23 protein-coding genes are annotated in these 24,906 nt (G+C 72.8%); 14 read left to right on the top strand and 9 right to left on the bottom strand.

Translation table 11 applies throughout. The features are described from left to right. Positions 1–87: 87 nt before the first annotated feature. Complete coding sequence (locus tag ACFZB3_RS32630) at positions 88–903, bottom strand: GH25 family lysozyme (protein WP_391381740.1); 816 nt, start codon at positions 901–903, stop codon at positions 88–90. A 276-nt stretch (positions 904–1,179) separates the two neighbouring features. On the opposite strand from ACFZB3_RS32630, the gene ACFZB3_RS32625 reads away from it, so the two are divergent. Next, on the top strand, positions 1,180–1,671 hold the full coding sequence (locus ACFZB3_RS32625; RefSeq protein ID WP_391381738.1) for a MarR family transcriptional regulator: 492 nt from the start codon (positions 1,180–1,182) through the stop codon (positions 1,669–1,671). Between the two features lie 26 nt (positions 1,672–1,697). Here the strand turns inward: ACFZB3_RS32625 and ACFZB3_RS32620 are convergent, their stop codons facing one another. Beyond that, a complete protein-coding gene (locus ACFZB3_RS32620) occupies positions 1,698–2,486 on the bottom strand; it encodes a hypothetical protein (protein WP_391381736.1) in 789 nt (262 codons plus the stop codon). A 396-nt stretch (positions 2,487–2,882) separates the two neighbouring features. Here ACFZB3_RS32620 and ACFZB3_RS32615 point away from each other — a divergent pair, with 396 nt between their 5' ends. The 8 genes from ACFZB3_RS32615 to ACFZB3_RS32580 all read left to right on the top strand — a co-directional run bounded on the left by ACFZB3_RS32615 (position 2,883) and on the right by ACFZB3_RS32580 (position 11,261). Next, positions 2,883–6,008 carry a nitrate- and nitrite sensing domain-containing protein gene (locus ACFZB3_RS32615; RefSeq protein ID WP_391381734.1) on the top strand — a complete coding sequence of 1,042 codons (3,126 nt, stop codon included), beginning with the start codon at positions 2,883–2,885 and terminating at the stop codon, positions 6,006–6,008. Continuing rightward, the gene (locus ACFZB3_RS32610; protein ID WP_351720531.1) at positions 6,005–6,508 is read left to right on the top strand and encodes a roadblock/LC7 domain-containing protein; all 504 of its coding nucleotides are present in this window, start codon (positions 6,005–6,007) and stop codon (positions 6,506–6,508) included. The genes ACFZB3_RS32615 and ACFZB3_RS32610 overlap by 4 nt, the downstream gene beginning before the upstream one ends. Further along, positions 6,505–6,927: a DUF742 domain-containing protein gene (locus ACFZB3_RS32605; RefSeq protein WP_391381730.1), complete on the top strand. Its 423-nt coding sequence runs from the start codon at positions 6,505–6,507 to the stop codon at positions 6,925–6,927. Before ACFZB3_RS32610 ends, ACFZB3_RS32605 begins: the two co-directional genes overlap by 4 nt. Further along, positions 6,908–7,543, top strand: a complete 636-nt coding sequence (locus ACFZB3_RS32600) for an ATP/GTP-binding protein (protein WP_391381728.1) — start codon at positions 6,908–6,910, stop codon at positions 7,541–7,543. The genes ACFZB3_RS32605 and ACFZB3_RS32600 overlap by 20 nt, the downstream gene beginning before the upstream one ends. Before the next feature lie 53 nt (positions 7,544–7,596). Beyond that, on the top strand, positions 7,597–8,853 hold the full coding sequence (locus ACFZB3_RS32595) for a styrene monooxygenase/indole monooxygenase family protein (RefSeq protein WP_391381726.1): 1,257 nt from the start codon (positions 7,597–7,599) through the stop codon (positions 8,851–8,853). Positions 8,854–9,040: 187 nt separating this feature from the next. Next, on the top strand, positions 9,041–9,694 hold the full coding sequence (locus tag ACFZB3_RS32590; RefSeq protein ID WP_391381724.1) for a TetR family transcriptional regulator: 654 nt from the start codon (positions 9,041–9,043) through the stop codon (positions 9,692–9,694). A gap of 10 nt (positions 9,695–9,704) precedes the next feature. Beyond that, positions 9,705–10,004 carry a hypothetical protein gene (locus tag ACFZB3_RS32585; RefSeq protein WP_391381721.1) on the top strand — a complete coding sequence of 100 codons (300 nt, stop codon included), beginning with the start codon at positions 9,705–9,707 and terminating at the stop codon, positions 10,002–10,004. Positions 10,005–10,118: 114 nt separating this feature from the next. Continuing rightward, a complete protein-coding gene (locus ACFZB3_RS32580; RefSeq protein WP_391381719.1) occupies positions 10,119–11,261 on the top strand; it encodes an NlpC/P60 family protein in 1,143 nt (380 codons plus the stop codon). Between the two features lie 123 nt (positions 11,262–11,384). Here ACFZB3_RS32580 and ACFZB3_RS32575 read toward each other — a convergent pair whose 3' ends face one another. The 6 genes from ACFZB3_RS32575 to ACFZB3_RS32550 all read right to left on the bottom strand — a co-directional run bounded on the left by ACFZB3_RS32575 (position 11,385) and on the right by ACFZB3_RS32550 (position 18,059). Beyond that, complete coding sequence (locus ACFZB3_RS32575) at positions 11,385–12,323, bottom strand: diiron oxygenase (RefSeq protein WP_391381717.1); 939 nt, start codon at positions 12,321–12,323, stop codon at positions 11,385–11,387. Between the two features lie 105 nt (positions 12,324–12,428). Next, the gene (locus tag ACFZB3_RS32570) at positions 12,429–13,919 is read right to left on the bottom strand and encodes a penicillin-binding transpeptidase domain-containing protein (protein ID WP_391381715.1); all 1,491 of its coding nucleotides are present in this window, start codon (positions 13,917–13,919) and stop codon (positions 12,429–12,431) included. Next, positions 13,916–15,277: an FtsW/RodA/SpoVE family cell cycle protein gene (locus ACFZB3_RS32565; protein WP_391381713.1), complete on the bottom strand. Its 1,362-nt coding sequence runs from the start codon at positions 15,275–15,277 to the stop codon at positions 13,916–13,918. The genes ACFZB3_RS32570 and ACFZB3_RS32565 overlap by 4 nt, the downstream gene beginning before the upstream one ends. Positions 15,278–15,462: 185 nt before the next feature. Beyond that, on the bottom strand, positions 15,463–16,698 hold the full coding sequence (locus tag ACFZB3_RS32560; protein WP_391381711.1) for an ATP-binding protein: 1,236 nt from the start codon (positions 16,696–16,698) through the stop codon (positions 15,463–15,465). Next, positions 16,695–17,417: a hypothetical protein gene (locus tag ACFZB3_RS32555; protein WP_391381709.1), complete on the bottom strand. Its 723-nt coding sequence runs from the start codon at positions 17,415–17,417 to the stop codon at positions 16,695–16,697. The genes ACFZB3_RS32560 and ACFZB3_RS32555 overlap by 4 nt, the downstream gene beginning before the upstream one ends. Positions 17,418–17,552: 135 nt before the next feature. Next, a complete protein-coding gene (locus ACFZB3_RS32550; protein WP_391381707.1) occupies positions 17,553–18,059 on the bottom strand; it encodes a protein phosphatase in 507 nt (168 codons plus the stop codon). Positions 18,060–18,160: 101 nt separating this feature from the next. On the opposite strand from ACFZB3_RS32550, the gene ACFZB3_RS32545 reads away from it, so the two are divergent. Then, positions 18,161–18,964, top strand: coding sequence for an NERD domain-containing protein (locus ACFZB3_RS32545; protein ID WP_391381705.1), 804 nt, complete (start codon positions 18,161–18,163; stop codon positions 18,962–18,964). Positions 18,965–18,998: 34 nt separating this feature from the next. Here ACFZB3_RS32545 and ligD read toward each other — a convergent pair whose 3' ends face one another. Next, the gene (gene ligD, locus ACFZB3_RS32540; RefSeq protein ID WP_391381702.1) at positions 18,999–19,880 is read right to left on the bottom strand and encodes a non-homologous end-joining DNA ligase; all 882 of its coding nucleotides are present in this window, start codon (positions 19,878–19,880) and stop codon (positions 18,999–19,001) included. 51 nt (positions 19,881–19,931) lie between these two features. Here ligD and ACFZB3_RS32535 point away from each other — a divergent pair, with 51 nt between their 5' ends. The 4 genes from ACFZB3_RS32535 (at position 19,932) to ACFZB3_RS32520 (ending at position 24,745) form a co-directional block, all read left to right on the top strand. Next, on the top strand, positions 19,932–21,047 hold the full coding sequence (locus ACFZB3_RS32535; protein ID WP_391381700.1) for a Ku protein: 1,116 nt from the start codon (positions 19,932–19,934) through the stop codon (positions 21,045–21,047). Positions 21,048–21,483: 436 nt separating this feature from the next. Beyond that, positions 21,484–21,966, top strand: coding sequence for a DoxX family membrane protein (locus ACFZB3_RS32530; RefSeq protein ID WP_391382156.1), 483 nt, complete (start codon positions 21,484–21,486; stop codon positions 21,964–21,966). 157 nt (positions 21,967–22,123) lie between these two features. Further along, on the top strand, positions 22,124–23,605 hold the full coding sequence (locus tag ACFZB3_RS32525; RefSeq protein ID WP_391381697.1) for a multicopper oxidase domain-containing protein: 1,482 nt from the start codon (positions 22,124–22,126) through the stop codon (positions 23,603–23,605). A 156-nt stretch (positions 23,606–23,761) separates the two neighbouring features. Next, positions 23,762–24,745: a LysR substrate-binding domain-containing protein gene (locus ACFZB3_RS32520; RefSeq protein ID WP_391381695.1), complete on the top strand. Its 984-nt coding sequence runs from the start codon at positions 23,762–23,764 to the stop codon at positions 24,743–24,745. The last annotated feature ends 161 nt before the right edge of the window (positions 24,746–24,906 follow it).

Genomic DNA, 24,906 nt, shown 5'->3' with positions numbered 1-24,906 from the left:
TGCCGGATGCAGAAGGCCCGGGTTCCCGCGAGGGGCCCGGGCCTTCGCCCTGTGCGCCGTCATCCGTCCGCGGCGCCGCGGCACCGCCTACCCGTTGGCGAGTGCCACCACCCGGTCCAGGGCCCCGTTGAACTTGTCGTGGTCCCCGACCGTCGGCCCGGTCGACGTGTACTGCCACATCGTGTAGGCCGACCAGCCGGCCGGCAGGGTGCCCACCTCCGAGGCGTACCGGGCGATCCACAGCGGGTTGGCGGAGGCGAAGCCGCTGTGGTTGCCGGTGCAGTCGCTCCACCAGCTGGTCGCCGTGTAGATCACCGCGGCACGGCCGGTGCGGGCCTTGTACCGGTTCAGGAAGTCGGTGATCCAGGTGACCATCCCGCTCTTGGACTTGCCGTAGCACGCTGCGCCGTACGGGTTCCACTCGATGTCGAGGACGCCGGGAAGGGTCCGGCCGTCCTTCGACCAGCCGCCGCCGTGGTCGACGAAGTAGTCGGCCTGGGCGGCGCCGCCGGCGGTGTCCGGGGTCGCGAAGTGGTAGGCGCCGCGGATCATGCCGACGTCGTAGGAGCCGTTGTACTGCTGGGTGAAGGAGGGGTTCGTGTAGTACGTGCCTTCCGTCGCCTTGGTGTACGCCCATCGGACCCCGCTGCCCAGCAGGGTCGACCAGGAGACGTCGCCCTGGTAGCTGGCGACGTCGACACCTTCCGCCTGGGTGGCCAGGCCGGTCTTGGGCGTGCCGCTCTGGCCGTCGTGGGCCAGGACGCCGATGCCCATGTACGCCGAGCCGCGGGCCGGGACGGCCGGGCGGGACGCGTCGGCGTGGGCGGGGACCGGGGCGAGCGCCGCGAGCAGCAGCACCAGCAGGCCGGTCAGGAGTGTGGGGGCGGGTCTGTGCACACGCATGACGTGCCTCCGTGGGGTGAGGTCGAAGTCCCAGATATGCCAGAGGCGGCCGGTTCGCGCGGTGCGACACGACGCAGTGTCACACGGCACGACGCCTCCGAATGGCGCGGGCGGGCCGGCCATGGCCCTGGTCCGGACGCCACGCACGGGCCGGACCCGGGGAAGGGGGTCCGGAGGCTGCCGCTGGTCTACGCCTGCGGAATACTTGGCGAGCTGCGGCGATGACGGGGCTTGACGGAAACTTTCAGGACTGTGAAACCGATCAGGGGTGCTGACGTGCACGAGGACGAGAAGAGCGACGAACGGCGCGCCGCCACCGGGTTGACGCCGAGCGGTGCGGACCAGGAGTTCCTGGCCCTGGAACGCGAGTTGACGGTGCTGCTGCGCCGCGCCCGGGCCAGCCAGGGCGAGATGGCCCGGGAGGTCCACCCCGACCTGGAGTCCGCCGCGTACGGACTGCTCGTACGGCTCGACGAGTGCGGCGGCCAGCGCGCCACCGAGCTGGCCGCCTACATCGGCGTCGGCAAGGCCACCATGTCCCGCCAGCTGCGCGCCCTGGAGGAGCTCGGCCTGATCGCCCGCGAGCCCGACCCGGCCGACGGACGGGCCTGGCTGGTCGCCCTCACCGAGGAGGGCCGGCGCCGGGTCGGCACGGTCCGCGAGGCCCGCCGCGGCCGCTACGTCCGCCAGCTCGCCCACTGGGAGCGTACCGAGGTCGCGGAACTGGCCCGGCTGCTGAACCAGTTGAACGGCGTCATGGAGAAGTAGCCGTCACCTGGCCGGCACCGCCGGCTTCACAGCTCGACGTACACCACCGTCGCGTCGTCGTGCGTCTTGCTCCGCCGCAGGAACACCCGCTCCTCCCGGTCGGCCGCCTCCAGCTCCCGCACCCGGCCGACCAGCGCCCGCGCTCCCTCCTTGCGCACGGTGTCCAGCAGGGCCGTCCAGTCGCCCTCGCGGAACTTCTCCGTCCAGCGGGTCGCCCCGTCCGTGAGGGCGGCCAGCGCGCGCACCTCCGCGCGGGGCACGGACCCGGTGACCGCGCGGGCCGCCACCGAGGGGTCGGCGGCAGCCGTGAAGAAGCCGCCCTCCTTGTTGCGGACCGTGGCGTCGGCGATCGCGTCCGACGCCAGCGAGGCGCGCGGCACCCGGTCGAGCCGGTCGTCGAGGACCGGGGTGACCGTGCCCTCGGCCGACCTCAGGAGCAGCACGGAGTCCGACAGGACCAGGAACTCCACGGTCTCCGCGGACCACCGGCTCAGCACCACCGTCGCCTGCGGGGTGCGCGGGTGAGAAAGGTCACAGGTGTCACCATGTGCCGCGGCTGTGCGAGCGATCGCCTGTTCGAGGATCTCCCGCAGCGTCAGATCTCCTCGCGAAACGGTCAGTTCGGTCAGCGCGCCGCCCAGCCGCGCGGTGAACCAGTGGACGGAATGCAGACAGCCGGTGCCGTCCCGGGGCGGGGTGACCCCGTCCAGGACGATCACGCAACCCCCCTGCCCGGAGGCGGGAAGCCCGACACCGGCGAAGTCCTCGTTGGGACGGTCGGGGGTGCCGGGTTCCGAAACGACCTCAGTACGCATTCGGCCAGTCTGCACGACCCCTTCACGGGCTTCACCAAAGGCTGGCAACAACCCGGGAATTGATACGGTCCCGCAGGTCAGCCGCCTGTTTTGGGGTGGAATGGCGCACTCCGGGAAGGTGCGGTGGCGAATCCTGTCAAAGCCTGCCGTCCGCGTCCAACCGGCCAGCCGGAAAAGGCACCCGCACGGCCCGCCGGAACTTGCCCGCCAACTCCCCTCCGATGTTCACTCCTTCGGGTGGCGGGTCGGGTGATGTGAGCCCACTGCCCACCGGCGCTGGGAGGGTCGGGGACCGTACAAGACGGGTGCACGCACCACTTGGCACCGAAATGCCGGGGATTATGACGGGGTGCCACCCAACCCCTTGGGTACACGAGTTCAGGAATGCGAGCACCGGTGCAGAAGACGCGGCCTCGGCGCACAGGCAAGAAGACGGCCTCCGAAACGGGCGCCGCGGCCCCCGTCGGCACCGGCCGCTCCAAGCACGTCCGCACCCGGCTGATCGTGGCCGTGGCCGTGGTCGCCGCGGCGATCGCGGGCGCCGGAGCACCCGCCCTGCTCACCGCCTCCGGGCAGCTGAGCGACTCCCAGGACCTGGTGACGCTGTCCGGCCGCACCGAGGACGCGCTGGCCCTCGCCAACTCGCTCGCCGACGAGCGCGACGAGGTCACCTCCTACATCGCGGCCGGCCGCCCCAAGTCCAAGGCGCCCGCCGAGGACCGCAGCGCCCGTGTCGACCGCCAGGTCGAGGACCTGCGCGCGGACACCGACGCCCCCGGCTGGCTGCTCACCGACCTCGACGGCATCGCCACCGTCCGCCGCTCCGCCCTCACCGGCAGGAGCACGGCCCTCGAAGCGCACCAGGCGTACTCGGAGACCATCACCCAACTGCACCGGCTCGCCGAGCAGCTGGCCGAGCAGATGCCCCCCAGGGCCGGCTCCGGCGCCTACGCCCTCGCCGAACTGGACTCCGCCGTCCAGCAGTCCGCGGCGGCCCGGGGCCTCCTGCTGGCCGCCCTGAACATCCCCAGCACCACCCGGACCACGATCGACCCGCTCACCGGTCTGCCCGTCACCAGCACCACCACCTCCGACGCGGACCGCAAGCAGCGCGACGCGCTCACCGCCGCCGCCCAGCAGGCCAGGCTGCGCGCCGACGCGGCCCTCGCCGACTTCCGGGACACCGCGCCCAAGGCGGCCGTCGACTCGTACGACTCCACGGTCACCGGCGGCGACGTCAACGACGCCGACAAGTACCTGGCCGCCCTCACCGACCAGCCGACCCTCTCCGACGACGACCTCGGCACCGGCACCAAGAAGCTGGACGCGGCGCTGACCGGCCGGGTCGACCTGATGCGGGGCGCGGAGTCCGCTCTCTACGACCACCGCACCAAGGACCTCGAAGCGCTTCGCGACGACGACGTCACCGCGCTGGAGATCCGCGTCGCGGTGGTCGGCGCCCTGATGCTGGTCGCGGTCGGCATCGCCACGGCCATGGCCCGCACCCTCACCCGCCCGCTCTCCGTGCTCCGCCGGGGCTCGGCCCGCCTCGCCGGCGCCGAGGACCCGCGCACCGCGGAACCGATCGCCTTCACCGGCCGCAACGACGAGTTCGCCCAGGTCGTCCGCTCCGTCAACGCCCTGCACGCGCACGCCGCCGAACTCTACGACCGCATCGCCACCCTGGAGACCGACCGCAAGCACCTGGTCGGCCAGCGCCAGAAGATGGCCGACGCCCGCGAGGAGCTGCGCGCCGAGGTCACCGACGCGGCCACCCAGCTGGAACGGCTGCGCACCAGCATCGGCGGGACGTTCGTCAACCTCGCGCTGCGCACGCTCGGCCTGGTGGAGCGCCAGCTCGCGGTGATCGAGACCCTGGAGGAGCGCGAACAGGACCCCGAGCGCCTGTCGACCCTCTTCAAGCTCGACCACTTCGCCACGGTCATGCGCCGCCACAGCGAGAACCTCCTGGTCCTCGCCGGCACCGAACACGTCCAGCAGCACGCGGGCCCGATCCCGCTGGTCGACGTCGTCCGGGCGGCGGTCAGCGAGATCGAGCGCTACGAGCGGGTCCGGATCGCGTCCCTCCCCCCGCACGCGCACGTGGCCGGGTTCGCCGCCGACGACCTCTCCCACCTGCTCGCCGAACTCATGGAGAACGCCACCGCGTCCTCCCCGCCGGACGTCCCCGTCGAGATCTCCGGCTGGCTGCTGGAGAGCGGCGAGGTCATGCTCTCCGTCCAGGACGAGGGCATCGGCATGACCGCCGACCGCATGGTCCGCCTCAACGGCCGCCTCGCCGAGTTCGACCCCGAGTCGCCCTACGACCAGGAGGGCGCGGACGGTCTCGGCCTCGGCCTCTACGTGGTCGCCCGCCTCGCCCACCGGCACGGCGTCCGCGTCCAGCTGCGCGAGCAGAAGCAGGGCGGGGTGGCGGCGGTCGTGGTCCTGCCCCAGCCGCTGCTGGCCCAGGCCCCGCGGACCGCGGCCCCCGCGCCCGCGACGACCTCGGCCGGCGCCCACGCCTTCTCCCTCCCCGGCGCGGACGCGGAGGTCAACTCCAACGTCCTGTACGGCCGCTCGGCGTCCGGCGACCCGCTGGTGACACTGGCGGAGAGGGCGGTTCGGGAGGCGGACGGGCACGGCGCGGCCGACGAACAGGCCGTGGCGGTACGGCGGTCCGACGAGGACGCCGTACACGAACAGGCCGCCCCGCCGCAGGCGGCGGCCCCCGAGCCGACGGCCCGCCCGAAGGCCCCGGCGGAGACCTTCGCCGAGACGACGATGGAACTGCTGGTCCCGCTGGACCCGGCGACGGGCGCGGCCGCGGCAGCGGGAGCGGGAGCGTCCGGGGAGCGAGCACACCCCGCCGACGCCGAGCTGCGGACCGGCCCGCGGTCCACCGACGCCGAGCCGCGGACCGGCCTGCAGTCTGCGGATGCCGAGCCGTGGACCGGCCCGCAGTCCGCCGACGTCGAGCCGCGGACCCGCCTGCAGTCTGCGGATGCCGAGCCGTGGACCGGCCCGCAGTCTGCGGACGCCGAGCCGTGGACCGGCCTGCAGTCTGCCGATGCCGAGACGCGGACGCCCTCGCAGCCCGCCGACGTCGAGGACCACGCGCGACCGCTGCCCGCGGCCGCCGACGGCGAGCACGCCCCACTGGGGCCACCGGCACTTGACCACGAAAGCCGCACGGGTGGTGCGGGTGGGAACGAAACCGCCGAAGGCGAAGCCGAGGCGGACGAGGACGAGCTCACCAGCAAGGGCCTCCCCAAGCGCACCCCCAGGATCACCGCTCCCGCCCCATCGCCCCGCCAGCGCAGCACCGGTGTCGACGCGGACGCCCTCCGCCGCAGGCTCGGCGGCTTCCGCAGGGGCGCCGACGCCGGACGGCGTGACGTCGAGGCGGAGATCGCCGAGCAGACCGGCCAGAACCAGGTGCCGAGCGGCGCCCGAGCCGTACCCGGAACAGCCGTATCCGAAGAAGTCACGGGGGGCACAGTCGAGGAGGCAAGCAGTTGACCGCGCCCAGTACCTTCGGACTGAGCAGTGAAGCCCGCAATCTGCACTGGCTGCTGAGCAACCTCATCGAGGAGGTGCCCGGGATCCAGTCGGTCGCCGTGGTCTCCTCCGACGGGCTGCTCCTGCTCTCCTCGGACCCCGGCCAGAACGAGGCGGCCCGCGAGGCCAGGAACGAGAAGCGGACGGGCCCGCGCGGCTCCGCCGCCGACCTCGCCACCATCGTCTCCGGCATCGGCAGCCTCACCGTCGGCGCCGCCCGGCTGATGGACTTCGGCCCGGTGAAGCACACGATGGTCGCGATGGACGAGGGCAGCCTCTTCGTGATGTCGATCAGCGACGGCTCGCTGCTGGGCGTGCACGGCAGCGCGGAGTGCGACATGAGCGTGGTGGCATATCACATGGCACTGTTCGTCGGCCGCGCCGGTCACGTCCTCACCCCCGAACTCCGCACCGAGCTACGCAAGTCCCTAGAGGCCGACGCGACGAGGAGCGGCCGATGAGCAACGCGCCGAAGAACCGCAGGCAGAACCTCCCGGTACGCGGCGGCGACCGCAAACCCGCCCGCGTCCGCCCCTACTCGCTCACCGGCGGCCGTACCCGCTTCGGCCACGTCCTCCTCGTGGAGACCTTCGTGGCGGCCCTCGAGGCCCCGGAGGAGCGCAAGGAACTGACGAATGGTTCCCTCAGCACCCGGGTGATGCCGGAGATGCAGGCCATCGTCGAACTGTGCCGCCGCATGCGTACGGTGGCCGAGATCGCCGCGTTGCTGAAGATGCCGCTCGGCGTGGTCCGGGTCCTGCTCAGCGACCTCGCGGACCAGGGAAAGATCCGTGTGTACGGAACCGGTACCGGACACGGCGTCGGCCGCCCGGACCGCGCTCTGCTGGAAAGGGTGCTGAGTGGACTACGCCGTCTCTGACGCCACCGGCGTCAACCCGCTCCTCGACGGGGAGGAGCAAGAGCGGTCCTGGCAGACGGACCGCAGCCGGGCCCCCGTCGCCACGAAGATCGTCGTGGCCGGCGGCTTCGGCGTCGGCAAGACCACGCTGGTCACCGCCGTCTCGGAGATCACGCCCCTGCAGACCGAGGCGCTGATGACCGAGGCGAGCGAGGAGACCGACGACCTCACCGCCACGCCCGGCAAGACGACCACCACCGTGGCCATGGACTTCGGCCGCATCACGCTCGACGACGACCTGGTGCTCTACCTGTTCGGCACGCCGGGCCAGCAGCGGTTCTGGTTCATGTGGGACGACCTGGTGCGCGGCGCGATCGGCGCGGTCGTCCTCGCGGACACCCGGCGCCTGAAGGACTGCTTCCCGGCGCTGGACTACTTCGAGAGCTGCGGGCTGCCGTACGTCGTCGCGGTCAACCACTTCGACGGCAGCGAGCGCTTCGAACCGGAGGACGTGCGCGAGGCATTGACGATCCCGCCGCGCATCCCTGTAATGATCATGGACGCCCGCCGCCGGATCTCGGCCATCGAGACGCTGCTGTCCCTGGTCGCCCACGCGCTGGACGAAACCCCCGAGTAGCGCCCCGAGCAGCACCCGAGTAGTTCTTCTGAACCCCTAGGAGTCACCACCGCATGCGGAAGATACTCGTCGTGGGGGCCGGCCAGGCCGGTCTCCAGCTCGCCCTCGGCCTCCAGTCGCACGGCTACGAGGTCACCCTGATGTCGAACCGGACCGCGGACGAGATCCGCTCCGGCCGGGTCATGTCGACGCAGTGCATGTTCGACACGGCACTGCAGCACGAGCGCGATCTCCAGCTGAACTTCTGGGAGTCCCAGGCCCCGAAGATCGAAGGACTCGGCGTCTCGGTCGCCGCCCCCGGCTCCTGGGGCGAGGGCCCCGCGGCCCGTGCCATCGACTGGGTGGGCAGGCTCGACGGGTACGCGCAGTCGGTCGACCAGCGGGTGAAGATGGCCGGCTGGATGGAGACCTTCGCCCAGCGCGGCGGCCAGCTGGTCATCCACGGCGCGGCCGTCGGTGACCTGGACTACTTCGCCCGTACCTACGACCTGGTGCTGGTCTCGGCCGGCAAGGGCGAACTGGTCCAGATGTTCGGCCGCGACGCCGCCCGCTCCCCCTACACGGAGCCGCAGCGCGCCCTGGCCGTCTCCTACGTCCACGGTCTCGGCCCGCGCCCCGAGCACCCGGACTACCACGCGGTCCGCTGCAACCTGGTCCCCGGCGTCGGCGAGCTCTTCGTCATGCCGACCCTGACCACCTCCGGACCCGCCGACATCCTCTTCTGGGAGGGCATACCCGGCGGCCCGCTGGACGTCTTCAACGGCGTCAAGGACCCCTCGGAGCACCTCTCCCTGACCCTGGAACTCATGGAGCGGTACACGCCCTGGGAGCACGCGCGGGCCACCAAGGTCGAACTGACCGACGCCGGCGGCACCCTCGCCGGCCGTTACGCCCCCACCGTCCGCAACCCGATCGGCCGCCTCCCCGGCGGCGGCCTGGTCCTCGGGGTCGCCGACGTCGTCGTCGCCAACGACCCGATCACCGGCCAGGGTTCCAACTCCGCCGCCAAGTGCGCCGCCTCCTACCTCGCCTCGATCCTCGAACGGGGCGAGAAGGAGTTCGACGGGACCTGGATGCAGGAGACGTTCGACCGCTACTGGGACACGGCCCAGCACGTCACCAAGTGGACGAACGCCATGCTGGCGCCCCCGCCGGAGCACATCCTCAACCTCATCGGCGCGGCAGGCCAGCTCCCGCCGGTGGCCAACCGTTTCGCCAACGGCTTCGACAACCCCGCCGACTTCGAGAACTTCTTCTACGAGCCGGCGAAGACGGAGGCGTACCTGGCCTCGGTGACCGGCGGCGCCTGATCCGGCAGGTCGGATTTCGGCCGCGGGTGCGTGGGGGTTGCTCGCGCAGTTCCCCGCGCCCCTGAAGGGGCGCTTGCGCAGCCCCCTGCTTCTAGGGGCGCGGGGAACTGCGCGACCAGCCACGACGGCGCCGCACCCGGTCGACGGCCCGTCGCGGCCCCCCACGCGGACCGCATACGCTGATCGCATGACCCCGCAGGCCGCCACCCCCGCATACCGCAGGCTGTCCGTCGAGGAGCGGCGCAGCCAGCTCCTCGACGCGGCCCTCTCCCTCTTCGCGCACCGCGCGCCGGAGGAGGTGTCGCTCGACGACGTGGCGGAGGCGGCCGGGGTCTCGCGTCCGCTGGTGTACCGGTACTTCCCCGGCGGCAAGCAGCAGCTCTACGAGGCCGCCCTCAGGTCGGCCGCCGAGGAACTCGAACACTGCTTCGACGAACCTCGCGAGGGCCCCCTGCTGCCCCGGCTCGCCCGCGCCCTCGACCGCTACCTCGCCTTCGTCGACCAGCACGACGCCGGCTTCAGCGCCCTGCTCCAGGGCGGCAGCGTGGTGGAGACCTCGCGGACGACGGCGATCGTGGACGGCGTACGGCGGGCCGCCGCGCAGCACATTCTCAGCCACCTGCAGGTCGCCGACCCCGGTCCCCGGCTGCGGATGACCGTCCGGATGTGGATCACCGCCGTCGAGGCGGCCTCCCTCATCTGGCTCGACGAGGAGAAGCAGCCGCCCGTGGAGGAGTTGCGGGACTGGCTGGTGGACCAGTTCGTCGCCGTGCTCAGCGTGACCGCGCGCCGCGACCCGCAGACCGCGGCCCTCGTCGACGCCCTCGCGGCGGATGGCTGAAACTGGTGCCGTGAAGAGTCAGGACATCCCCTTCGAGGGCGGCCCCATGGACGGGCGGGTGCTGCCGGTGCTGCTCGGCATGACCGGCCACCCCCCGAAGACCTACCGCATCCCGGTCCCGGACCCGGCGGGCGGCCCGCCCACCGTCCTGGTCTACCGCCGTGTGTCCCGGGGGCAGAGCAGGCGCCTGGGGCTGTCCCAGGGGTGGAAGTACGAGTACGACGCGACGGGCAAGGGGGCCGGCGGCGGGCCGAGGTGGCCGTGGTCGAAGCAGGACCCGGGCCGCGGGCCGGACGACACCGACGGGTGACAGGGGTCCGCCGACCGGCGCACACGTGCCGCGCGGACCACGCATACACATCCGATAATCACGTGATCATCGCGATACGGAACGGAGAGCCCGTCCCGCATCGGAGGTGATGACGTGTCAGGAAGGTTCCTGCGGCTGGCCTGTACGGCCGCGGTGGCGGCGGCCCAGGCCGTCCTCGCGCCGCTGCCCGCACTCGCCGCACCCGACCCCGCGCAACCGGTCGCCGAGCTGCTGACGGACCTCCAGCAGGCGTACCGGCAGACCGAGCAGGCCACCGAGACCTACAACGCGACGGCGGAACGGCTGCAGCGGCAGCGCGCCGAGGTGACCCGCCTGGACGACGAGCTGGCCGTCGCCCGGCGCTCCCTGCACATCAGCCGCACCGAGGCGGGCCGGCTGGCCCGGCAGCAGTACCAGAACGCCGGCTCGTTCTCCCCGTACCTGCGGCTGCTGCTCGCCCGTGACCCGCAGCACGCGCTCGACGAGGGCCATGTCATCGGCGAGCTGGCGCGCGAGCGGGCGAAGGCGGTGGGCCGGCTGGCCGACGACGAGCGGAACCAGGCCGGCCTGGCCCGCCGGGCCCGTGCGGCGCTCGACACCCGACTCGCCCTGGCCGAGCAGCAGAGGAAGCAGCGCGACGAGGTCCGCGCCCGCCTCTCCGACGTGGAGCGCATGCTGGTGGCCCTCACCCCCGACCAGCTCACGGCACTCGCCGACCTGGAGAAGGTGAAGACGGCGGACGCCCAGCGCAAGCTCGCCACGTCCGGCGCCCTGGGCACCGTCACGCCGCCGCCCTCCCCGGCGGGCGACCGCGCGGTGCGCTACGCGGTGCGGCAGCTGGGCAAGCCGTACCAGTGGGGCGCGGCGGGCCCGGTGTCGTACGACTGCTCGGGCCTGACCTCGCAGGCCTGGGACCACGCCGGCACCCCCATCCCGCGCACCAGCCAGGAGCAGTGGACCGCCCTGCCCCACGTCCCGCTGAACCGCCTGCGCCCCGGCGACCTGGTCGTCTACTTCCCGGAGGCCACCCACGTGGCCCTCTACCTCGGCGACGGCAAGGTGGTCCAGGCCCCCCGCCCCGGCGCGAAGATCAAGGTCTCCCCGATCGCCGCCAACCCGATCCTGGGCGCGGTCCGCCCGGACCCGAGGGCCGGGTCCCTGGCCCGCTACACGCCCCCGGCCATCCCGAAGGCGGCGGCGGAGGGCTCGGACGAAGCCTTCGGAACTCCACAGCCGACAGCCCCGACATCCACCTAGGAGAGATGCGGGGCCGTATCGACATGCGGTGCGGACGCCTGCCCAGGGGGCGCTGGGGGTACCCCCGGCCGAAGGCTGGGGGAGGAACTGCGCGACAAGCCCCCACCGGCCCGGACCCAACCCTCAAGCCAGCAGCCCCGAGCTCTTCCACAGCCGCCGCCCGGCCCCCCGAAGCACCCCGATGTCGTCCAGGAAGTCCGTCAGCCGCTTCGCGCCCGTCTGCATGACCTCCCGCCGGTGCCCGCTCGCCCGCACCTGCGCCACCGCCTCCCGGCGGTCAAGGCCCACGTTCGTGTAGACCTCCGGATTCACGAAGGCGACCGAGAACACCCGCGCGAACTCACCGGAGGTGACCCGCGTGAACTCCTGCGACCACCGCGGCGCCGTCACCATCTGCCGGCGCAGCTCCTCGCGGGCGTACCGCACGTGCCGGGCCTCCTCGACCACGTGGATCCGGGTGACCCCGCGCACCAGCGGCTGGACCCGCTCGTCCGGGAAGGTCAGCCGCTGCATCCAGTCGAGGACCTCCTCGCCGAGCAGGGTGGCGGTGAAGGAACCGGGGGTGGTGGAGATCGTCTTGAACAGGCGCCCGAGGTTCCGGTGGGCCCGGCTCACCGGGTACCAGGGCGCGTCACCGCGCTCTATCAGCCGCGCGAACATCTTCGAGTGCCGGCACTCGTCCTCGATCTCGGTCAGCGCGTAGCGCACGTGCGCGCTCGTCGCCGCCTTGTCGTAGATGTGCCGGACCAGCAGCTGCATCAGGATCAGCTCGAACCAGATGCCCAGCGAGGCCAGCGCGGCGGCCTCGTGCTGGGAGAGCAGGATCCGCTGCTCCTCGCTCATCCGCTGCCACATCGGCGTGCCGTACAGCGACACCAGCTCCGGCGGCCAGAACCACTTGCCCTCCTCGAAGGGCGCGTCCCAGTCCAGCTCCCTGTCCGGGTCGAAGGAGTGCTTCGCGGAGGAGGCCAGCAGCCGTTCGGCCACCTGCTCGCGGTCCTTGAGCAGGCCGAGCGCGTCGCGCAGTCCGTCGACCGCGTCGGCTTCCGTCAGGGTCGTCATGGCTCCCTCACCTCGTTACCCGGGGGTACGTCGTCGTCCGCTCTTATGAGACCGCGTGTCAGCAAGCCGGTCAATCCCCCGCGCGCGACTTGCTGACTCCGCGTCTCAGAACCCGAGCACCGCGCGCATCACCGACCGGGCGATCGGCGCCGCGTCCCCGCCGCCGCTGATCTCCCCGCGGTCGGCCGCCGCGTCCTCCACCACCACCGCCACCGCGACCTTCGGCTCCAGGTCGTCGTCCGCCTGCGCCCAGGACACGAACCAGGCGTACGGCACCCCGGAGTTGCCGACGCCGTGCTGCGCGGTGCCGGTCTTGCCGCCGACCGTGGCGCCGCGGATCGCCGCGTTCGTGCCGGTGCCCTCCTCGACCACGTCGACCATGAGTTCCTTCATCCGCACGGCCGTCGCGGCATTCATCACCTGCCGTACCGGCCCCGCACCGCCCGTACCGACCGTCTCGCCGGTCCGCCGCACGGTCCGCTCCACCAGGTACGGCGGCCGCGCCAGCCCGCCGTCCGCCACCGCCGCCGCGACCATCGCCATCTGCAGCGGCGTGGCCCGGGTGTTGTACTGCCCGATCGAGGACAGGGCCAGCTGCGCCTTGTCCACGCTCGTGTCGAAGGTGCTCGGCGCGGCGGTGAACGGGATGCGCACCCGGGTGTCGTTGAAGCCGAACGCCTGGGCCGTCGCCGTCATGGCCGCCGCCCCCACGTCCACGCCCAGCTTCGCGAAGACCGTGTTGCAGGACCACTCGAAGGCGGCCCGCAGCGAGGCGTCCGCGCAGCCGTCGCCCTCGTTGGTGAGCCGGGTCGTGGTGCCCGGCAGCCGGTAGGGGTCGGGGGAGTCGGTCGGCGCGTCCAGGTCGGTGACCACCCCGGCGTCGAGGGCGGCCGCCGCCGTCACCACCTTGAAGGTGGAGCCCGGCGGATACGTCTGCCGTACCGCCCGGTTGAGCATCGGCTTCTCGGGGTCGCCGTTCAGCCGCGCCCAGGCCGAGGTCACCGCCCCGCCGTTGCCGGACAGCTCGGAGGGGTCGTACGACGGGGTGGAGACCAGGGCGAGGATCCGGCCGGTCGACGGTTCGATCGCGGCGACCGCGCCCTTGCGCGAGCCGAGCCCCCGGAAGGCGGCCTCCTGGGCGTACCGGTTCAGGGTCGTGACGACGTTCCCGCCCGGGCTCACCGCCCGGCCCGTGTCGTTCCACAGCGGGAGGGGCGACAGCAGCGGGTCGGTCCCGGAAAGCACCCCGTCCTCGGCGTGCTCCAGGAACGTGGTGCCGTACAGCTGGGAGGCGAAGCCGGTGACCGGGGCGTACAACGGGCCCTGCGGATAGGTGCGTTCGTAGCGCAGCTGCTCCCCGCTGTCCCGGGAGCCGGTGACCGGCTCGCCGCCGACCAGGATGTCGCCGCGGGGGAGGCCGTAACGGGCGATCGAGTTGCGGCGGTTGGCGGGGTTGTCGTCGTACTGCCGCGCCAGGACGACCTGGATGCGGGCGGCGTTGAGGAGGAGGGCGAACAGCAGCAGGGCGCAGAGGGCGCGGGCCCGCCGGACGTACCTGGCCGTGCCGGCCCGCCGGCGGCCGTACCCGGTGGTCATGGGGCCACCTGCCCGTCGTAGTGGCGGCGGGCCGAGTCGCTCACCCGGATCAGCAGGGCCACGATCGCCCAGTTGGTGACGACCGAGGAGCCGCCCTGGGCGAGGAACGGCATCGCCATGCCGGTCAGCGGGATCAGCCCGGTCACCCCGCCCGCGATCACGAACACCTGGAGCGCGACGATCGAGGCGAGTCCGACCGCGAGGAGCCGGCCGAAGGGGTCGCGCAGGGCGAGAGCGGCCCGGTAGCCGCGCTCCACGAGCAGGCCGTAGAGGAGGAAGATCGCGGAGAGTCCGGCGAGGCCCAGTTCCTCGCCCGCCGTGGCCAGGATGAAGTCCGACTTGGCGGCGAAGCCGATGAGGACGGAGTGGCCGAGGCCCAGCCCGGTGCCGAGGATCCCGCCGGCCGCGAACGCGAAGAGGGACTGGGCGAGTTGGTTCGGCCCCTGGCCCGCGTCGATCGAGGCGAACGGGTGCAGCCAGTCCTCGATCCGGCCGTGCACGTGCGGTTCCAGCCGGCCGACGGCGACCGCGCCGAACACGGCGAGCAGCAGGCCGACGGCGATCCAGCCGGTGCGCCCGGTGGCGACGTACAGCATGACGACGAAGAGCCCGAAGAAGAGCAGCGAGGTGCCGAGGTCGCGTTCGAGGATCAGGACGCCGACGCTCACCAGCCAGATGGTGACGATCGGGCCGAGCACCCGGCCGGTCGGGAACTGCATGAACCACAGCCGGCGGCCCGCGTACGCGAGCGCGTTGCGGTTGGCCGCCAGGTACGCGGCGAAGAACACCGCGAGCAGCACCTTCGCGAACTCGCTGGGCTGGATGGAGAATCCGGCCAGCCGGATCCAGATCCGGGCCCCGTTGACGGCCGGGAAGAGGATCGGCAGGAGCAGCAGGACGAGCGCGGCGGCGACGCAGACGTACGCGTAGCGCTGGAGCACGCGGTGGTCGCGGAGCATCAGCACGACCAGGATGAAGAAGCCGACGCCCAGGGTGGACCAGACGAGTTGGGCGGGGGCCGCCCGGTCGCCCGGGGTCTGCAGGTCCAGCCGGTAGATCAGGACCAGGCCGAGTCCGTTGAGCAGCACGCCGATCGGGAGCGGCAGCGGGTCGGCGTACGGGGCGCGCAGACGTACGGCGAGATGGGCGACGAGCGCGAGCACCCCGAGGCCGGCGCCGTAACCGGCGGCGCCGGGCGGGACGGTGCCGGTCTTTGCCAGGCCGACCGCGCAGTAGCCGTAGACGGAGAGCAGGACGGCCAGCACGATCAGGGCGAGTTCGATGCCACGGCGCCGGGGGAGGCGTACGGCGGAGGTGGGGGTCGCGGTCGCCGCCAGGGTGGTTCCGGCCTTGGTCATGTCCGGAACTTACCCAAATAGTGGGAGTTGCGGGTCGTTGGCCGACGCCAGCGTGGCGTGCGGCCGAGGACGTCGTCGATGGGGGAGCGGTGCGGGTGCCGGCCGGTGGGGGCGGGCCGCGCGGTTCCCCGCGCCCCTGAAGGGGCGCATTGCGGCGCCGCCTCCTTTCAGGGGCGCCCGCCCCCCTACGGGAGCGTCAACGTCGCCACCGCCCCGCCGTCGATCGCATTCGCGAAACACAGCCGCGCGCCCAGCACCTCCGCCTGCCCCACCGCGATCGTCAGCCCCAGCCCGTGCCCCTTGGTCCCGCCCTCCGTCCGGAACCGCTGCGGGCCGTGTGCCGTCAGGTACTCGGGATAGCCGTCCCCGTGATCCCGCACGGTGACCTCCTTCCCCTCCACCGTCAGCACCACGGGCCCCCGCCCGTGCCGGTGCGCGTTGGCGACCAGGTTCCCCAGCACCCGCTCCAGCCGCCGCCGGTCCGTCTCCACCCACACGTCCCGCACGACCTTCACCTCGGTCTCCGTCCCGGACGCCCGCACCACCCGCTCGGCCAGCGTGCCCAGCGCCTCCGCGTCGGTCTCCAGCCGCTCCCGGCCCGCGTCGAGGCGGGAGATCTCCAGCAGGTCCTCGGTGAGCGTGCGCAGCGCGGCCACCCGGTCCCGCACCAGTTCCGTCGGCCGCCCCGGAGGCAGCAGTTCCGCCGCCGCGTGCAGCCCCGTCAGCGGCGTCCGCAGCTCGTGCGCCACGTCGGCCGTGAACCGCTGCTCGCTCAGCAGCTTGCTCTGCAGCGACGCGGCCATGCCGTCCAGCGCGGCGGCGACCGCGGCCACCTCGTCCTGCGGGCGGGTCGGATCCTTGGTACGGGGGTCGTGCACGCGGGCGTCCAGGTCGCCGGCGCTGATCCGCCGGGCCACCTGTGCCGTGCCGTGCAGCCGCCGGGTCACCCGGGTCACCGCGAACGCGCCGACCAGCAGCGTCGCCCCGATGGCCAGCGCCGACGACCAGAGGATGGAGCTGTCCAGGCCGGCGATGGTGCGGGCCTGCTGGGAGTAGTCGACGCCCACCGCGAGCGACCGGTTCCGGTCGGCCGGGCCAGCCGCCCACATCACGGGGTGACCGTCGCGCTCGTCCCTGGCGACCATCGTGCCGCGCTCCCCGGACAGCGCCAGCGCCCGCAGCCGCGGCGGCAGCCCCCGCGGGTCGACGTGCGCGCCCCGCGGCAGCGCGTCCCCCGCCTCGTACGCGGCCGTCGCCTCCGTGAGCCGGGTCAGCGCCTGGTCACGGGCCTGCGCGACGGTCTGGTCGGTGACCGCCACATGCACCAGGACGCCCAGCAGCGCGGCCAGCGCACAGCACATCACCGTGATGAACGCGGCCGACTTCGCCGCCAGCGTCCCGGCCCAGCGCGGCAGCCTCATCGCGCGGCCGCCGAGGCCGACGGCATCGCCGTGCGGGTGTGATGCCCCTTGCCGGTGCGCAGGAACTCGTCCCGGGAGAAGACCATCGCCTTCCGCTCCGGGTCCCAGGCCCACGTCGTCCGGTACTCGTACCCGCTGATCCCGGCCGGCGACCGCGCGATCACCGTCCGCCCGGCCAGCTCGACGCCGATGATCGCGTCGTCGTCGTCGAGGACCTGTTCGAGCCGGTGCTTCTCGACGGTGTACACGCGCAGCGCGGTCTGGTTCGTCGGATACAGCCGGAACCCGAGCGTCAGCTCGTCCCGCCCGTCCCCGGTGAGGTCCCGGTAGTACGGCTTCAGCAGCGGACAGCGCGCCCCGCCGCCGCCCGCCGTGCACTCCTGCATCCGCTCCGCCGTCTCGTGGTACGCCCCCTTGGACCCGTAGTCCGCCGGGTCCGCGGCGATCTCCGCCCGTACGACGGCCACCGGGTCCACCCGGCGGATGTCGTCGCCCGGAACCGTGATCCCCTTCACGGTCTCCGTGCTGCCCTCGTCGTAGGGCCAGGCCGGGCTGGACGCCGGCCGCAGGTCGGGCCAGAGCTTCGCGGGGCTGACCGCGGTCGGCGCCGCCCCGGCCCCGCGCAGCCCGCCGGAGTCGCCGCAGCCGGCCGCGGTCACCGCCAGCAGGGCGACGGCGACCGCGGCCACGGCGGTACGGACGGGACGACGGGCTGGCACGCTGCTCCTGGCTCTGGATCTGGATCTGGCGGGGCGGTGAGAGGGGTCGACAGGTGGGGAGGCCCCGTACACCTTATTCGCAGATTTGTAGGGAAGTCCTTTTTGCGCCTGGGGGCCGCCGGTGCACGGGAGAGGCTACTCGGCGAGGTCCTCCAGCAGCCGGGCGGTGGACAGGCCGGCCCGCAGGTAGGCCACGAACAGCTCGTTGTGCAGCGCCCAGGGCGAGCGCCGGGCCCGCACCAGCCGGATCGCCTCCTCGGCCGTACGCCCCTGGTGCACCAGCGCCTGCGCGACCACGAGCCCCGACCGGTTGTACCCGCTGTAGCAGCGCACCAGCACCGACCGCCCCGCGTCCATCGCGTCGCTGGCCGCCCGCGCGAGCCGCATCACCCCCGCCAGCTGGGTGCCGTCCAGCGGTCCGTCCGGTATCGGCCACACGTGGTGCTCGACCCCGGCCGCCGGACCGTGCCCGGGCAGCCGCAGCAGACTCTGCACCAGATCGAACTCGTCCCGCACCACGGCAGCCTCCAGCCGCCCCGAACGGGCCCGGAACTCGTGGCCGCCCATCCACAACCCGGGCAGCACCTCGCTCCACGGACTGTCCGGAGCCGGCACGTCGTACTGCTCCCCACGGATCCGCACCCGGCGCCTCCCCGCTGCGCGCGCCAACCCCTGTCAAAGGTAGCGGGGTTCTTGCCCCTGGAGCACCCCGCCTGTTCCCATGGTCGAGGGGTGATGACGCAATGAGCGGACTGCGCGTCGTGCCGGCCTGGCGGCACGGCCAGGAGCGACTGTACGTATGCCTCACGGACGGAAGGAACATCGCCTGGTACGACCGGGAGGCGGGCAGGGTCAACCTGCTCAGCGAGGAGCGGCGGGACGATGTGCTGGAGACCCTGCGACCGTTCCTGACCGGCCCGGTCACGATCGGCCCGCCGCCCGTGCCCACCCCCGTCGAACTGGCGCGGCTGACCCTCCATCCCGACGACGACCTGGCGCCCAACCGCCCCGGCGAGGCGCTGCTGGTCGCCCTCGACCGGGACCCCGGTCCGGCCCACCGGCTGCGCCCCGACCCGCGCCGCCACGCCCTGGCCGCGGAACAGACCGTCGGCGACGCCCTCGACCGCCTGGACGGGGCCGGCTGGCACGTCCTGCACTCCGTCCCGCTGCCCGGCGGCGACCGCCTGCACCACCTGCTGATCGGGCCGGGCGGCCTGTTCTGCGTGCACTCCCTCTACGCCCGCAAGCAGAAGGTCCTGGTCGCCGATCCGATGATCACGCTGGGCCGCCGTGACCCCCAGCCGCTGCTGCGCCGCCTGCGGGCGGACGCCGACCGGGCCTCGTACGCCCTCACCGCCGAGGTCCGTCCGGTGCTGGCCCTGACCGAACCGGCGGACGTCAGGCTGACCGCCCCGCCGCGCGAGGTCCACATCCTCCGCGACCGGGACCTGGACACCCTGTCCCGTCTGGGCGGCGTCCTCAAGCCGGCGGACGTGGAGGCCCTGCACGCGATGGCCCGGGACCGCAAGACGTGGGGGAGGGTGTAAGCCCTTCGGGAGCTTCGGGGGCTTTCAGCGGACTTCAGGGGAGCGTTGCCGCGCGCCCCGCGTCCAGCAGCGGAGCCAGCAGGTCCCCGTGGTCCTGGACGCGCGGCGCGATGTCCCCCGCCCGGAACACCAGCCGGCTTGCCGCCCGGCACTCCGCGACCTCCTCCCAGGTGACCGGCGCCGACACCGTCGGCTCCCGCCGCGCCCGCACCGTGTACGGCGTGGCCGTCGTCTTCCGCCCCGCGTTCTGGCTCCAGTCCACGAACACCTTCCCGGGCCGCAGACTCCGCGTCATCCGGTGCACCACCAGCCGCGGCAGCGCCCGCTCCGCCTCCACCGCCAGCCCCTTCGCGTACTCGCTCACCCGCTCGCTGGACGCCCCCCGCACCGCCGCCAGCAGATGCAGCCCCTTCGACCCGGCCGTCTTGACGTACGCCTCGATCCCGTCCGCCGCCAGCCGCTCCCGCAGCCACAGCGCGACCTCGCAGCACTGCACCACGGTCGCCGGCGCGCCGGGGTCCAGGTCGAGGACGATCCGGTCGGCCTCGTCCGGCGTCCCCACCAGCCACTGGTGCGTGTGGAACTCGGCGACCAGGTTCGCCGCCCACATCAGGCTCGCCAGGTCCTGCACCAGCACCATCCGCGCCGCCCCCTCCGACCGGCGCACCTCGGCGGTCGTGACCCACTCGGGCGTACCCGGCGGCACGTTCTTGGTGAAGAACACCTGGCCGTCGGGGCCGTCCGGATACCGGAGGAAGGAGACCGGCCGGTCCCGCAGATGCGGCAGCAGGACCCCGGACGCCGTCGCGTAGTAGTGCAGCAGCTCGCCCTTGGTGAACCCGGTCGCCGGATACAGCACCTTCTCCAGATTGCTGAGCGCGACCCTCCGCCCGTCCACCTCTGTGATCGGCGTCATACGATGACAATCTCATACAAATCCTGGTATTCGGACGGAGGGAAGCCGCACGTGCGATCCATCTGGAACGGCGCGATCTCCTTCGGGCTCGTCAGCATCCCGATCAAGCTGGTGAACGCCACGGAGAGCCACTCGATCTCCTTCCGCCAGGTCCACACCGAGGACAACGGCCGCATCCGGTACCGCAAGTTCTGCGAACTGGAGGACCGCGAGGTCGCCCAGTCGGAGATCGGCAAGGGGTACGAGGACGCCGACGGCACCATCGTCCCGATCACCGACGAGGACCTGTCCCACCTGCCCATCCCCACCGCCCGCACGATCGAGATCGTCGCGTTCGTCCCCGCCGACCGCATCGACCCGCTCCAGATGGACGCGGCGTACTACCTGGCGGCCTCGGGCGCCCCCGCCGCGAAGCCGTACATCCTCCTGCGGGAGGCGCTGAAGCGCAGCCACAAGGTGGCCATCGCGAAGTACGCCCTGCGCGGCCGCGAACGCCTCGGCATGCTCCGGGTGGTCGGCGACGCCATCGCCATGCACGGCCTGCTCTGGCCGGACGAGGTCCGCGCGCCCGAGGGGGTCGCCCCCGACGCCGACGTCACCGTCCGCGACAAGGAACTTGACCTCGCGGACGCCCTGATGGACACCCTCGGCGAGGTCGACCTGGCGGACCTGCACGACGAGTACCGGGAGGCCCTGGAGGAGGTCATCGCCGCGAAGGCCTCCGGCGAGGCCCCGCCGGAGGCTCCCGAACCAGCGGCCGGCGGCAAGGTCCTCGACCTGATGGCGGCCCTGGAGAAGAGCGTGCGGGCGGCGAAGGAGTCGAGAGGGGAGGGGGCCGAGGCGGCTACCGGGGCCGAGGCGGCGGAGGTCACGCCGCTGTCGGGCAAGAAGGCCGCGTCCGGGACGAGGAAGACGGCGGCGAGACAGCCGACGGCCGGGAAGTCGACGGCGCAACAGCCCGCGGCCGGGAAGGCGGCCGCGAAGAAGACGGCGGCCAGGAAGGTCGTGGCGAAGAGGGCGGCTGCGAAGAAGACAGCTGGGGCGGACGCGGCCGGGACGGGAACGGCCGGGGCGGGCGCGGGTGCGAAGAAGGCGGCCGGGGCGAACTCGGCCGCGAAGAAGGCGGCCGCCAAGAAGACGGCGTCGGCGCGCAGGCGTTCCGCATGAAGGTGCCCGTTCCGCATGAAGGTGCCGCATCCGGTGGAGCGGGTCGGCCGCCCGCCCGCGTCCGGCGGCCTGCACCCAGGGCTTGTCTGACGGACCGTCACCGCGCCTTCCGGCGGCGCGCCGTTCGGATCCCCGTAGGGCCTGTTATCGCCGTTCGAAATAGTGCATATTTCAACATACCGGTGGATACGGTGCGGGAACCGCGCGATGCTGGATGACGGGGGAGGCCCGCTGCCCGGCGGGCAGACAGCTTGTCCCCACCCCTGAAGGCATTGTCATGCGTGCACTGCATTTCCACCCCTCCGGCAGAACCCACGCCCTGTCACTGACCCAGGTACGCGCCCCCGCCGCGGAGAACCGCAGGCCCGCCGATACGGCACCCGGGACCACCTCGGGCCCGCCGGGCGAGCGGCAGGCCGCCGGTAGGTTTCCCGGGCTGTCCGCCGCGGAGTGCGGACTGCTGCTGATCAGGCTGACCTTCGGACTGCTGCTGGCCGGTCACGGCGCGCAGAAAGTCTTCGGCATCTTCGGAGGACCGGGCCTGGCGGCCACCGGCAGGAGCTTCGACACCCTCGGCTACCACCCGGGCAAGCTCTTCGCCGCGATCGGCGGCCTCTCCGAACTCTGCGGGGGCCTCGGACTGGCGGTCGGTCTGCTCACCCCGCTGGCGGCCGCGGCCGTCATCGGCGTGATGATCAACGCCATGGTGACCGTGAGCGGTGCGCACGGCCTGTGGATCCAGAACGGCGGAGTCGAGTACAGCGTCGCCATCTGCGTCGTCGCCCTCGCCCTCACCGCCATCGGCCCGGGCCGGCTGTCCCTCGACCGGTTCTTCCCCTGGCGCTCGGGCGGCTGGCTCCCGGCCGCCGTGGCGCTCGGCGCGGGCGGGATCGGTGCCGCGATCGCCCTGAGCATCTGACATCCGGTGAGCGGAGCCGCTGCCGCCATCCGTGTGGAAGCCCCGCGGCCCGGAGTGACTTTGTCGAGGCCCCGTGCGCGTGGCACGCCGGGCGGCGGAGTCCCCCCTCCTACATTCCTCCTACATTCCGGCAGAGCTCGGTTTCCCTGGGAGAGACGTGACCCGGTCCCGCATCCGTTCCGCGCTGGCCCTGCCGGTCGCCGGCCTGCTCCTCGCCACCGGCTGGCTGGCCGGCTGCGGGGACCGGACACCGGCCGGGGACCCCTCCGGCACCCGGCAGCCCGCCCCCGAGGCCGGCCACGACCCGCCGGCCGGACCGCGGCTGCAGGACCCGCCGGAACTGGTCAGCCGTAACGGTCTCCTGAAGGCGGCCATCGTCGTGGAACGGCGGAAGGTGCAGGTCGGCGACCGCCGGCTGTACGCCACCACCTACAACGGGGCGTACATGCCGCCCACGCTGCGGGTACGGCCCGGCGACCGCATCGACCTCACGATGACCAACCGCGTCGACGCCGACACCAACGTGCACACGCACGGCCTGCACGTCTCGCCGCACAGCCCCTCCGACGACGTCTTCATCGCCATCAAGTACAACCAGTCGTACCACTACAGGTACCAGCTGCCGTTCAACCATCCGACCGGCACGTTCTGGTACCACTCGCACGCGGACATGACGTCCGCGCCGCAGGTCGCCGGCGGCGAGTCGGGCGTCATCGTCGTCGAGGGCCTCCAGCAGCACCTGCCCCCGGCCCTGCGCGGCATCACCGAGCACACGATCGCGTTCAAGGACTTCCAGGTCGAGGGCGATGCGATCAAGACGCACCACCTCAAGATCGGGGCGCCCACGAACCGTACGGTCAACGGCCAGCAGAACCCGGTGATCGGCATCCGCCCGGGGGAGACCCAGCTCTGGCGGCTCGCCAACATCGGGGCCAACATCTACTACAAGCTCCACCTCCAGGGTTCCCGCTTCCGCGTGATCGCCCAGGACGGCATCCCGGTCCGCAGGGCGTACGACCAGGACACGATCGTGATCGCGGCCGGAGCGCGCTTCGACGTCCTGGTCCAGGGCGGCCAACCCGGCGTCACACGGCTGGAGACCCTGCGGTACGACACCGGTCCGGCCGGAAACAAGTTCCCCCGGACCGACCTCGCCACCGTCGTCACCGGCGGCCCGCCGGTACGCCGCGCCACCCTGCCGACCGGCATCGCCCCGCACGAGGACCTGGGCGACGCGACGATCGCGGCCCACAGGACCGTCGTCCTCACGGAGAACAAGGCGGGCACGAAGTTCTACATCAACGGCCGGATGTACGACCCGCACCGGACCGACTTCACCGGCACGCTCGACACCGTCGAGGAGTGGACCGTCCGCAACGACTCGGACGAGACCCACTCCTTCCACATCCACACCAACGACTTCCAGCTCATGAGCATCAACGGAAAGGCCCACGACCCGTCGCACGGCTGGTACGACACCATCGACGTGCCCGTGCGCGGCAAGGCGGTCATCCGCATCCACTACACCGACTTCACGGGGAGGACCGTGGTGCACTGCCACATCCTCAACCACGAGGACATGGGCATGATGGCCGTCCTGGACATCGTCGCGCCCCGCGGGGACTCGCCCGGCAAGTGACCGGCGGCCGCGCCCGCCCGGCTGGGCGACCGGCCGGGGCGAGCGGCCGGGGCGAGATGCTGGGTGACGGGCCGAGGCGACCGGCTGGGGACGCCCGGGCGGCGGTCGTACGCTGGACGGGAACAACCCTGGCTCGCAGCTGGGAGGGCCGGCACGGTGCTCAGCACGCATGTTCCCGACCTGGCCGCGCTGGAACTGCTGCTCGGCGTCGCCCGGGAGGGCAGCCTGAACGGCGTCGCCCGGAAGGCCGGCGTGAGCCAGCAGGCCGTCTCCGCGCGGATCCGCGCGATGGAGAAGCAGACCGGGGTCACCCTCGTGCACCGGACCCCGCGCGGGTCCACGCTCACCGTCGAGGGCGTCATGATCGCGGAGTGGGCCGCCCGGCTGCTGGACGCCGCGGCCGACATGGACGCCGGGATCACGGCCCTGCGGACCGGCCAGCGCACCCGGCTCCGGGTGAGCGCCAGCTCGACCATCTCCGAGATGCTCCTGCCGGGCTGGCTGGCGTCCTTCCGCGCGGCGGCCCCCGAGGGCGGCGACGCCCCGGAGATCGTCCTGACCTCGGCCAACACCGCCATGGTCATCACGCACGTCACCGAGGGCATCGCGGACATCGGCTTCACCGAGGGCCCGCAGCAGCCGGCCGGGCTGCACGGCAGGGCCGTCGGCCACGACCGCCTCGCCGTCGTCGTCGCCCCGGGGCATCCGTGGGCCCGCCCGCGGCCCGTCGGCGCCGCCGAACTGGCCGGCACCCCGCTGGTGAGCCGGGAGGCCGGCTCCGGGACCCGGGACACCTTCGCGGCCGCGCTGACCGCCGTGCTCGGCCCCGGGGCCGAGCAGGCACCGGCGGCGCTGTCGCTGTCCACCACCGCGGCGATCCGGGCGGCGGCGCTGACCGGCGCCGCGCCGGCCGTCATCAGCGAACTCGCCGTCGCCGACGACCTGGCCGACGGCCGGCTCGTCGCCGTACGGACACCGGAACTCGACCTGCGTCGCACCCTGCGCGCCGTCTGGGACGGCGCCACCAGCCCGCCCAGCGGCCCCGCCCGCGACCTGATCGCCCACATCCTCAACCGCCGGCACCAGGAACGCCGCGGCACCCGAACCGGCCGACCGGGGGCGGGCAGCAGCGGGTCGTAGCCGATCATCGCCGGCGTTCGCGCCGTTCCCGCTGTCCCTGTCGTTTCCGCGGTTCCGGCTGTGCCTGTGCCCGTCATTGCGGGCATCACGATCGTCGCCGTCATCAGAGCCGGCGCGCCCCCCATGGCGTCGCGGTACAAGCCCGGCTTGTATCCCGGCAA

The organism is Streptomyces sp. NPDC008092, from assembly GCF_042957285.1.
Classification (GTDB): Bacteria; Actinomycetota; Actinomycetes; order Streptomycetales; family Streptomycetaceae; genus Streptomyces.
Note: the sequence above shows the minus strand (reverse complement) of the source record. Positions and strands in the feature narration are given on the sequence as shown.